11 protein-coding genes are annotated in these 10,501 nt (G+C 70.8%); 7 read left to right on the top strand and 4 right to left on the bottom strand.

The annotated features are described in order from the left end of the window. Nucleotides 1–38: 38 nt before the first annotated feature. From ACODT0_RS17125 to ACODT0_RS17115, 3 genes are all read right to left on the bottom strand, one after another. Nucleotides 39–1,868 carry a sensor histidine kinase gene (locus tag ACODT0_RS17125; RefSeq protein WP_479670711.1) on the bottom strand — a complete coding sequence of 610 codons (1,830 nt, stop codon included), beginning with the start codon at nucleotides 1,866–1,868 and terminating at the stop codon, nucleotides 39–41. Next, the gene (locus ACODT0_RS17120) at nucleotides 1,868–2,581 is read right to left on the bottom strand and encodes a response regulator (RefSeq protein ID WP_057597655.1); all 714 of its coding nucleotides are present in this window, start codon (nucleotides 2,579–2,581) and stop codon (nucleotides 1,868–1,870) included. The genes ACODT0_RS17125 and ACODT0_RS17120 overlap by 1 nt, the downstream gene beginning before the upstream one ends. A gap of 81 nt (nucleotides 2,582–2,662) precedes the next feature. Next, the gene (locus ACODT0_RS17115; protein ID WP_479670712.1) at nucleotides 2,663–3,169 is read right to left on the bottom strand and encodes an outer membrane protein assembly factor BamE; all 507 of its coding nucleotides are present in this window, start codon (nucleotides 3,167–3,169) and stop codon (nucleotides 2,663–2,665) included. A 41-nt stretch (nucleotides 3,170–3,210) separates the two neighbouring features. Here ACODT0_RS17115 and ACODT0_RS17110 point away from each other — a divergent pair, with 41 nt between their 5' ends. The 7 genes from ACODT0_RS17110 (at nucleotide 3,211) to ACODT0_RS17080 (ending at nucleotide 8,935) form a co-directional block, all read left to right on the top strand. Then, nucleotides 3,211–3,417 carry a DUF3460 family protein gene (locus tag ACODT0_RS17110; protein WP_057597652.1) on the top strand — a complete coding sequence of 69 codons (207 nt, stop codon included), beginning with the start codon at nucleotides 3,211–3,213 and terminating at the stop codon, nucleotides 3,415–3,417. Between the two features lie 75 nt (nucleotides 3,418–3,492). Further along, nucleotides 3,493–4,335: a segregation and condensation protein A gene (locus ACODT0_RS17105; RefSeq protein ID WP_261213953.1), complete on the top strand. Its 843-nt coding sequence runs from the start codon at nucleotides 3,493–3,495 to the stop codon at nucleotides 4,333–4,335. A 126-nt stretch (nucleotides 4,336–4,461) separates the two neighbouring features. Further along, nucleotides 4,462–6,042 carry an L-aspartate oxidase gene (gene nadB, locus ACODT0_RS17100; protein ID WP_489041783.1) on the top strand — a complete coding sequence of 527 codons (1,581 nt, stop codon included), beginning with the start codon at nucleotides 4,462–4,464 and terminating at the stop codon, nucleotides 6,040–6,042. 69 nt (nucleotides 6,043–6,111) lie between these two features. After that, nucleotides 6,112–7,005 (top strand): 3-methyl-2-oxobutanoate hydroxymethyltransferase, encoded by an 894-nt coding sequence (gene panB / locus ACODT0_RS17095; protein WP_489041782.1) that lies wholly within the window; start codon nucleotides 6,112–6,114, stop codon nucleotides 7,003–7,005. A gap of 44 nt (nucleotides 7,006–7,049) precedes the next feature. Continuing rightward, nucleotides 7,050–7,901, top strand: coding sequence for a pantoate--beta-alanine ligase (gene panC / locus ACODT0_RS17090; protein ID WP_057592029.1), 852 nt, complete (start codon nucleotides 7,050–7,052; stop codon nucleotides 7,899–7,901). After that, the gene (gene queE, locus ACODT0_RS17085; RefSeq protein ID WP_489041781.1) at nucleotides 7,898–8,536 is read left to right on the top strand and encodes a 7-carboxy-7-deazaguanine synthase; all 639 of its coding nucleotides are present in this window, start codon (nucleotides 7,898–7,900) and stop codon (nucleotides 8,534–8,536) included. Before panC ends, queE begins: the two co-directional genes overlap by 4 nt. Nucleotides 8,537–8,572: 36 nt before the next feature. Beyond that, a complete protein-coding gene (locus ACODT0_RS17080; RefSeq protein WP_489041780.1) occupies nucleotides 8,573–8,935 on the top strand; it encodes a 6-pyruvoyl trahydropterin synthase family protein in 363 nt (120 codons plus the stop codon). On the opposite strand, the gene ACODT0_RS17075 is transcribed toward ACODT0_RS17080, so the two are convergent. Then, entirely contained in the window at nucleotides 8,866–10,419 is a 1,554-nt protein-coding gene (locus ACODT0_RS17075) for an amino acid permease (protein ID WP_489041779.1), read from the bottom strand. The two genes, ACODT0_RS17080 and ACODT0_RS17075, sit on opposite strands and share 70 nt — an antisense overlap. Between the last annotated feature and the right edge of the window lie 82 nt (nucleotides 10,420–10,501).

The following is a 10,501-nucleotide window of genomic DNA, read 5'->3' as shown; positions in this document are numbered from 1 at the left end:
AACGGGGCGCGCGGCGCGCCCCATAAAGATGGCGGTTCCTACGCGAGCGGCAACCGCAGCACCACGCGCGTGCCGGGCTCGGCCTTCTCGATGCGCAGCTCGACGCCAGCCTGCGCCGCGCGCTGGCGCATCGAGCGCAGGCCGTTGCCGCGCGCCTCGCCGAGGCCGCAGCCGTCGTCGCGCAGCACGATCTCGATGGCATCGCCACCGACCGTCGTGCTGACCGCCGCGCTGACCGCGAGCACGCGTGCGCGCGCATGCTGCAGCACGTTCGAGATCGCCTCCAGCAGCATGTACTGCAGGTGCCGCGTGGCCTCGTCGGAATCGCAGCGCCAGCGCGGCAGGTTCGCCACCGACCAGTCGAGCGCGAGCCCCGCGGCCTCGATGCGCGGCTGCAGCCGGAAGCGCATGCTCGCGAGCAGCGCGTTGGCGTCGCCGGCCGGCAGGTTGATGGCATCGATCGACAGCCGCAGCTGGTCGAGCGATTCGCGCAGGGTCTGCATCACCTCCGACTTGGTGGCCACGCCGCGCTCGAGCTGCAGCATGGCGGTGATCAGGTGCGCGCCGGCGCCGTCGTGCATGTCGCGCAGGATGCGGGCGCGCTCGGCCGCCACCGCGCTCGCATGCTCGAGCCGGCGCAGCTCGGCATGCTTGTCGGCCAGCTCGGATTCGCGCAGGCGGATGCGGTCCTCGAGCGACAGATGGAGCTGGCGCAGTTCCTCGCGCGTGCGCTGGAAGCGGATGCCCACGATGGCGAGGATCGCGAGGCTCACCAGCACGGCCGCGAACTTGGTCCAGCCGGCCTCGTCGAAGCGCTCGACCAGGAGCCGCGCGATCACGCTGTCGCGCACCAGCGCGACCCAGCCCGCGACCAGGATCAGCAGCATCCAGGCGCGCTCGCCGGCCCGCTGGCGCCAGGTCTCCCAGCCCAGCCGCAGCGACAGCGCGAGCCAGCCGGCCACCAGCAGCAGGATCCAGCCGAGCACCCAGTTCTGCGTCTGCTGCAGCGTGCCGAGCGCCAGCGCCACCGGGCCCAGGCCCAGCACGCCCCAGACCAGCCATTGCTCGCGCCGCGGCCGGCCGTGCCAGACCTCCCGGATCACGAGGTAGGTGGCGATGTGGCCGAGCCAGAACACCGCGAGCACCACCTTGAACCAGCTCGGCCAGGCGAGCAGGCCCTCCTCCCACCAGGTGGCGGCGATGCGCAGGCTCCACAGCGCCTCGCACAGCGCGGCCCAGCCGTAGACGGCCTCGCGCTGCTGCGCCCACAGCATCAGGCAGAACACCGCCACCAGTAGGCTGAACAGCGTGATCACGCGCGGCAGGGTGACATGGCGCCATTCGAGCGCGTCCCACTGCGGCTGCAGCAGGCGCTCGGCGCCCAGGCGCACCGGCGCGATGCCGGCGCGGCGCGAGGGATCGGCGCGCACGGCGATCTCGAGCAGGTTCTCGCCGTCGCGCAGCAGCGAGGGCGGCACGCGCAGCCACAGCGGGCGGCGGTTCGACCAGCCGTCGTTGATCTGCTCGAGCTTGCCGGCGGCCGCGATCACCTGGCCGTTGAGCTTCACGCGGTAGGCGTTGCCGATGCGGCTGACGAGCAGCGCCTGCGGCTCGTCGGCATGGCCCGCGGGCGCGGCGAAGCGGATGCGCACCTGGGCCCAGCCGACGGCGCGCGGCCAGTGGGCGTCCCAGTGCAGCGGCAGCGTGACCTCGGCCGGCGGCGGCGAAGGGCGGCCGACGAAGCGCAGCTGCAGTTCGCCGCGGTCGAGGGCGAGCACCTCGTTGGCGGCCCCCGCCGTGGCGGGCATCAGCAGCACAGCCACCAGCACGAGCACCGGCACGAGAGCGGCGAGCAGCAGGCGGCGCATCAGCCCAGCATGCGCCCCAGCAGCCCCATGCGGCTGGCCTCGAACACGGCCTCGCCGCGCGAATGCACCGCGAGCTTGCTGTAGAGGTTCTTGATGTGGCCCTGCACCGTGTGCTTGGTCACGCCCTGCAGGCGCGCGATTTCGCCGTACGAGTAGCCGCGCGAGATCAGCTCCAGCACCTCGGTCTCGCGCGGGGTCAGCATCATGGCGGCGGCCGGGTCGGGCGCGGCCGCGGGCCGGGCGTCGGCGCCGCCGCGCACGTGCAGCAGCAGCTTGCGCGCGATCATCGGCGAGATCGGCGAGGCGCCGTGCTTGATGTCGACGATCACCTGCGCGATGTCGGCCGGCGAGGAGTCCTTCTGGATGTAGCCCACCGCGCCCGCGCGCACGCAGTCGAGCACCGTGTCCTCGTCGCCGAAGACCGAGACCACCAGCACCTCGCAGGCCGGCTGGCTGCGCACCACCTGGCGCAGCAGCTCGAGCGCATGGCCGTCGGGCAGCGCGAGGTCGGTCAGCAGGATGTCGGCCTGGTGGCTGTCGAACCAGGCCACGGCCTCGGCCATCAGGCCCAGCGAGGCGACCAGCTCGAGCTCGGGATGGGCCGCGATGCAGGCCTCGAAGAAGTGCCGGACCTCGGCATCGTCCTCGAGCAATGCGACGCGCCAGCGCAGCGCGGGGAAGGAAGCGGCGGGGATGGCGGCGGCGTCGGGCATGGCGGTGGCGCCGAGCTTAGTCGGCGCCCCGCGCTTCGCGCCCCCCATTTTCATGGGGTGACCGGGGCGCGTTTCCCGGCCTCAGGGCGCCTCGGTGCCCCGGTCGGGCGAGGAGCCGCTGCGCACCACGCGCTGGTCGTCGTTGAGCACCGCGGTGAACACCATCGGCGAGTTGGGCGGCTGCAGCCAGCGCCATTCCCATTCGTACTCGCGGCGCAGCGGATAGGGCGTGACCTTGGCGGGCTTGCCGAGCATCTTGCGCAGGTCCTCCATCGCCATGCCGTTGGTCACGCGCGCGAAGTTCTCGGGCGTGAGCACCTGGCGCAGCGCGCTCATCTTTCCGTCGGCACCGATGGTGATCATGTAGTTCTTCTGGCCCTGGGGCTGGCGGTTGTATTCGAGCACCCGGCCGCCGGGCGCGTCCCAGACGTTCTCGGGTTCGCCGAAGCGCGCGCGCACGTCGGCCTCGGTCGACACGCCCTCCTCGAGCTGCTCGATGCGCTGCGAATCGCAGCCCGCGACGAGGGCCGCCACCACCGCCAGCCACACGGCCGCCACCCCGATCCGCCAGACTCGTACCTGCCCCATGCCGTCCCCCGGTAAAATTCGCGCCCACAAAGGTTCAGTCTATGTCCATCTTCCGCCGCCCCCACTACACCTCCGAGATCACCAGCTTCATCGACGAGATGAAAACCAAGAAGCCGACGCTCGAGGCGGAACAGCGCGCGGGCCGCGCCCTGCTCTGGGACAAGCACCTCGACCGCGGCCTGCTCGAGGAATACGCGGAAGCCCGCGTACCGCAGCAGCCCTACGTCTACCAGACCCAGGCCAAGTAAGAACATGATGCCGATGCGGCATCCGTCGCCCGCCAATGCTGGGCACGGCGCTACTTTTTCGATAGCGCCTGCCCGATGAGCGGACCGCGCGACGAGGACAGCGACACGCTGGTCGTGGCCATGCCCGAGGTGGTCGACCAGGTCGCGCTCGCCCGGCTCTACGGCGAGCCGCTGTTCGCGATGCCGAAGGACCTGTACATCCCGCCCGAGGCGCTGCAGGTCTTCCTCGAGGCCTTCGAGGGCCCGCTGGACCTGCTGCTGTACCTGATCCGCAAGCAGAACTTCAACATCCTCGACATCCCGATGGCCGCGCTGACGCGGCAATACCTGAGCTACGTCGACGAGATCCGCCAGACCAACCTCGAGCTCGCGGCGGAATACCTGCTGATGGCCGCGATGCTGATCGAGATCAAGTCGCGCATGCTGCTGCCGCCCAAGAAGGCGGCCGAGGGCGAGGAAGCCGAGGACCCGCGCGCCGAGCTCGTGCGCCGGCTGCTCGAGTACGAGCAGACCAAGCTGCAGGCCGCCTCGCTCAACGCGATGCCGACCTACGGGCGCGACTTCTGGCGCGCCCAGGTCTACATCGAGCAGTCGCTCAAGCCGCGCTTCCCCGAGGTGGCGGTGGTCGACCTGCGCGATGCCTGGGCCGACATCATGAAGCGCGCCAAGCTCGTGCAGCACCACAAGATCTCGCGCGAGGAGCTCAGCGTGCGCGAGCACATGAGCATCGTGCTGCGCCACCTGCAGGGCCAGCGCTTCGTGGAGTTCGAGAAGCTGTTCGACGTCTCGCGCGGCGCGCCGGTGATGGTCGTGACCTTCATCGCGATGCTCGAGCTGGCCAAGGAAACGCTGATCGAGATCACGCAGGCCGAGGCCTTCGCGCCGATCTACGTGCGGCTGGCCTACTCCCCAGCCTGAGTCCCATGCGGCCCACCTCCTTCGCGCGCCGCCCGGCGGCGCGGCAACTTCCTCTCACCCTGCCGTCGGGCCGGACCGGTGCGCTGCCGCACCACCGATCCTGACCCTCGTCCCTTCCCGCGCGCCATGGCCTCCTCCCTCGATTTCGACGTCCTCATCGTCGGCAGCGGCCTCGCCGGGCTCTCTGCGGCCCTGCTGCTGGCGCCCACGCACCGCGTGGCGGTGCTGACCAAGCGCGCGCTGGCCGACGGCTCGAGCGCCTGGGCCCAGGGCGGCATCGCGGCGGTGCTGGCCGCGGGCGACAGCTTCGATGCCCATGTCGACGACACGCTGGTGGCCGGCGCCGGCCTGTGCGATGCGGCCGCCACGCGCTTCGTGGTCGAGCACGCGCCCGAGGCCATCGGCTGGCTGCGCGAGCTCGGCGTGCCCTTCTCCGAGGAGGACGGCGACCTGCACCTCACGCGCGAGGGCGGCCACAGCCAGCGCCGCATCGTGCACGTGACCGACGCCACCGGCGCGGCCGTGCAGCAGGTGCTGATCGAGCGCGTGCGCCGCACGCCCAACGTGACGCTGTTCGAGCACCACACGCTGGTCGACCTGGTCGCCGGCGAGCGGCTCGGTGCGCCCGAGGCGGGCTGCGCGGGCCTCTACGCGCTCGACGACGCCAGCGGCGAGGTGCTGGCCTTCCGCGCGCCGCACACCATCCTGGCCACGGGCGGCGCGGGCAAGGTCTACCTCTACACCACCAACCCCGACACCGCCACCGGCGACGGCATCGCGGCCGCCTGGCGCGCGGGCTGCCGGGTGTCGAACATGGAGTTCATCCAGTTCCACCCGACCTGCCTCTACCACCCGCATGCCAAGTCCTTCCTGATCAGCGAGGCGGTGCGCGGCGAAGGCGGGCTGCTCAAGTTGCCCGACGGGACCCGCTTCATGCCGCGGCACGACGGGCGCGCCGAACTCGCGCCGCGCGACGTGGTGGCGCGCGCGATCGACTTCGAGATGAAGAAGCATGGCCTGGACTGCGTGCACCTCGACATCTCGCACCAGAGCCCGGATTTCCTGCGCGCGCATTTCCCGAACATCCTCGCGCGCTGCGCCGAACTCGGCATCGACATCACGCGCGAGCCTATTCCCGTGGTGCCGGCGGCCCACTACACCTGCGGCGGCGTGGTCACCGACCTGGCAGGCCGCACCGACCTGCCGGGCCTCTACGCGATCGGCGAGACCGCCTGCACCGGGCTGCACGGCGCGAACCGGCTGGCCAGCAATTCGCTGGTGGAGTGCATGGTGTTCGCGCGCGCGGCGGCCGCGGCCATCGGCGCCGCGCCGGCGCGCGAAGCGGTGGCGCTGCCGGCCTGGGATGCGAGCCAGGTGACCGATGCCGACGAGGCGGTGGTGATCTCGCACAACTGGGACGAGCTGCGCCGCTTCATGTGGGACTACGTGGGCATAGTGCGCACCAACAAGCGCCTGGAGCGCGCCAGCCACCGCATCGCGCTGCTGCAGGCCGAGATCCACGAGTTCTACGCCAATTTCCACGTCACGCGCGACCTGCTCGAACTGCGCAACCTGGTGCAGGTGGCCGAGCTGATCGTGCGTTCCGCGCAGGCCCGCCACGAGAGCCGGGGCCTGCATTTCAGCCGCGACTATCCTTCGCTCGCCGAGCCCACCGCGCCCACGGTGCTGGTACCGGCCGACCGATAGACCCACCCGTTCCCGCCTTCTTCAACCCAGGATGCCCGGCCACCGACGCCCGCAGGGAGAAACCCAACCATGTCCAACGCCTCCACCCCGAACGAAGCCACCACTGCCACGCCCTACGGCACGCTGCCGCCGGCCTCGCAGCCCGCCACGCGCAAGCCGCTCGGCCTGCCGCGGCTGGCCGAGCTGCATGCGCGCGGCGAGAAGATCGCGATGCTCACGGCCTACGACGCCACCTTCGCGGCCGTGGCCGATGCCGCGGGCGTCGAATGCCTCCTGGTCGGCGATTCGCTCGGCATGGTCTGCCAGGGCCTGTCGAGCACGGTCGGCGTCACGCTCGAGACCATGCGCCACCACACCGACAGCGTCTCGCGCGGGCTGCGGCGCGTGCAGGGCACGGCCTGGCTGATCGCCGACCTGCCCTTCGGCAGCTACCAGGAGTCGCGCGAACAGGCGCTGCGCAGCGCCACCGTGCTGATGCAGGCCGGCGCCCACATGGTGAAGCTCGAGGGCGGCGGCTGGACCACCGAGACCGTGCGCTTCCTGGTCGAGCGCGGCATCCCGGTGTGCGCGCACCTGGGCCTGACGCCGCAGACCGTGCATGCGCTCGGCGGCTACCGCGTGCAGGGCAAGGGCGACGCCGCCGCGGCCCGGCTGCGCGAGGAAGCCCAGGCGCTGCAGGACGCGGGCGCCGCGATGCTGGTGCTCGAGATGGTGCCGGCCGCGCTGGCCACCGCGCTCACGGCCGAACTCACGCGCTGCGCCACCATCGGCATCGGTGCCGGCCGCGGCACCGCGGGCCAGGTGCTCGTGCTGCACGACATGCTGGGCCTGAACCTGGGCCGCATGCCGAAGTTCGTGCGCAACTTCATGGACGGCGCCGGCGGCATTCCGCAGGCGCTCGCGGCCTATGTGCGCGCCGTCAAGGACGGCAGCTTTCCCGACGACCGGCTGCACGCCTGGTAAGCCCCCCCTCTTCTTTTTTCCATCGTTCCAAGGAGGACCGCCTCATGTTCATCGCCCGCACCATCCCCGAGCTGCGCGACCACCTGGCGCGCTTCGAGCGCCCTGCCTTCGTGCCGACCATGGGCAACCTGCACGACGGCCACATCGCGCTGGTCACGCAAGCGAAGCCGCTGGGCGACGCCACCGTCGCGAGCATCTTCGTGAACCGGCTGCAGTTCCTGCCGCATGAAGATTTCGACACCTATCCGCGCACCTGGGACAGCGACTGCGCCAAGCTGGAAGCCGCCGGCTGCGACGTGCTGTTCGCGCCCGACGAGAAGGCGCTCTATCCCGAGCCCCAGACCTGCAAGGTGCATCCCGACCCGGCGCTGGCCGACATCCTCGAGGGCCACTTCCGGCCCGGCTTCTTCGTCGGCGTGTGCACCGTGGTGATGAAGCTGTTCAGCTGCGTGCAGCCGCGCGTGGCGGTGTTCGGCAAGAAGGACTACCAGCAGCTGATGATGATCCGCCACCTGGTGCGGCAGTTCGCGCTGGCTATCGAGATCGTGGGCGGCGAGACGCGCCGCGCCGACGACGGCCTCGCGCTCTCCTCGCGCAACGGCTACCTGAGCGAAGGCGAGCGCGCCGAGGCGGTGCAGCTCTCGCGCGCGCTCAAGGAGATCGCCGAGGCCGTGCGCGGCGGCGGCGAGCTCGCGGCGATCGAGGCGCGCGCGATGCAGGCACTGGCCCAGCGCGGCTGGCAGCCCGACTACCTGACGGTGCGCCGCCGCCTCGACCTGCAGCCGCCGGCCGCGCTCGACGGCACCGAGCCGCTGGTGGCGCTCGCGGCCGCGCGCCTGGGCAGCACGCGGCTGATCGACAACCTCGAGATCGAGCCCTGGGCGGCGACGCGATGAGCTATAGCGTCAAGGAGATCTTTTACACGCTGCAGGGCGAGGGCGGCCAGGCCGGCATGCCGGCCGTGTTCTGCCGCTTCGCGGGCTGCAACCTCTGGAGCGGCCGCGAGGCCGACCGCGCCAGCGCGGTCTGCCGTTTCTGCGACACCGATTTCGTCGGCACCGATGGCACGCTGGGCGGCAAGTTCAAGGAGGCCGATGCGCTGGCCGACACCATTGCCGCGCAGTGGCCCGCCGACGATGCCGGCCACCGCCTCGTGGTGCTGACCGGCGGCGAGCCGCTGCTGCAGGTCGACGCCGCGCTGATCGATGCGCTGCATGCGCGCGGCTTCCGCATCGCCGTCGAGAGCAACGGCACTGTGGCCGCGCCCGAGGGCATCGACTGGCTCTGCATCAGCCCCAAGGCCGGCGCGCCCTGGGTGCAGCGGCGCGGCCAGGAACTCAAGCTGGTGTGGCCGCAGGAGGGCATCGACCTCGACGCGATGGCGCGCAGCGGCGAGTTCGCGCACCGCTTCCTGCAGCCCATGGACGGCCCGCGGCAGGCCGCCCACACCGCGCTGTGCATCGACGCCTGCCTGCGCCAGCCGCTGTGGCGCCTCAGCGTGCAGACCCACAAGTTCACCGGCATCCGCTGATGCGCTGATGCCCGCTTTCCTGTTGCTCCGTTTCCCATGCGATTCACGATCAGCCAACGCTTCTTCTTCGACGCCGCCCACACCCTGAAACGCGAGATCGAGGCCGAAGGCAGCCGCCGCATCCACGGCCACACCTACCACGCCGAGGTCTGGCTCGCGGGCGAGCGCGATCCCGCGACCGGCATGGTGATCGACCTGGGCCTGCTGCGGCGGCGGCTCGAGGACGTGCGCGATCGGCTCGACCACCGGCTGCTCGACGAGGTGCCGGGGCTGCATCCGCCGACGCTGGAGAACCTGTGCCTGTTCATCGCCGAGGCGCTGGGCGAGCTTCAGGCTTCGCTGGCGCGCGTGCGGGTGTGGCGGGAGGCGCTCGGCGATTCCTGCACGCTGGAGTTCTGAACCGCCGGCAAGTCTTCGTCCACGACGAAACGCATCTCGCGCCAGCGCACGAAGCGCGACTTCTTCACCAGCCTGTAGCCGAGCCAGGTCAGCAGGAACAGCGGGATGCCGATGTAGGTGGCGATCGCCCCGCCCCAGTCGATCCGTCCCTGCGTGAAGGCCTGGTAGTTCTGCCCGAGCGTGATGAGAAGGCACAGCACGAAGGCGATCACCGGCCCGAAGGGAAACAGCCCCGCGCGATAGGGCAGCCGCGCGAGGTCGTGCCCCTGCAGCACGTAGCCGCGGCGAAACCGGTAGTGGCACACGGCGATGCTGAGCCAGACGATGAACTCGGTCATGCCCGCCGTGTTGAGCAGCCAGATGTAGACCACCTGCGGGCTGAAGATCGCGCTGAACAGGCACAGGCAGGCCAGCGCGGTGGTGCACATCAGCGCATTGAAGGGCACGCCCGCGCGCGTGAGCCGGGCCAGCGCGCGCGGCGCCTTGCCCTCGACCGCGAGGTTGAACAGCATGCGCGTGGCGGCGTACATGCCGGAGTTGCCGGCCGACAGCACCGACGTGAGGATCACGGCATTCATCACCGTGGCCGCCGACAGCAGCCCCGCGCGCTGGAACACCAGCGTGAACGGGCTCACCGCGATGTCGCTGACCTCGCTGCGCAGCAGGTGCGGATCGGTGTAGGGGATCAGGAAGCCGATCACCACGATGGCCAGCACGTAGAACAGCAGGATGCGCCAGAACACCTGCCGCACCGCGCGCGGCACATTGCGCTTCGGATCCTCCGATTCGCCCGCCGCCACGCCCACGAGCTCGGTGCCCTGGAACGAGTAGGCCACGATCATCGCCACGCCGATCAGGGTGGCGAAGCTGCCGGCGAACGGTGCGTCGCCCGTGTGCCAGTTGGAGAAGCCGACGTTCTCCGCGCCACGGACGATGCCCAGCAGCATGGCGACGCCGGTCACGATGAAGCCGATCACGGCCACCACCTTGATGAGCGCGAACCAGTACTCGCTCTCGCCGAAGCCCCGGGCCGAGAAGGCATTGAGCCCGACCATCAGCAGCAGGAACAGCAGGCTCCACACGATGCCGGGCATGCCGGGCCACCAGTAGGCCATGACCAGTTGCACCGCCACCAGGTCGACCGCGACCACGATCGCCCAGCTGAACCAGAAATTCCAGCCGAGCGCGAAGCCGAAGCCCTCCTCCACGTAGCGCGAGGCATAGGTCGAGAACGAGCCCGCCACCGGCATGAAGGCCGCGAGCTCGCCGAGGCTGGTCATGATGAAGTAGACCATCGCGCCGACGACCAGGTAGGTCAGCAGCGCGCCGCCGGGTCCGGCCTGCGCGATGGCCGAGCCCGAGGCGACGAACAGGCCGGTGCCGATCGCGCCGCCGATGGCGATCATGGACAGATGGCGCGCCTTGAGCACGCGATGCAGGCCGGCGGGCTCGGCGCGGGGCGCCGGCGCGGAAGAAGAAGGCATGGGCAGTCTCTTTGTCTCGTTGGCGCACCGCCGGCCCGCGGGCCGCGGCGATGCCGTCTTGTTGTGATGCGCGAACCGGCGC

This window comes from Variovorax sp. FG153, from assembly GCF_057809595.1.
This window is presented reverse-complemented; position numbering and strand designations above follow the sequence as displayed.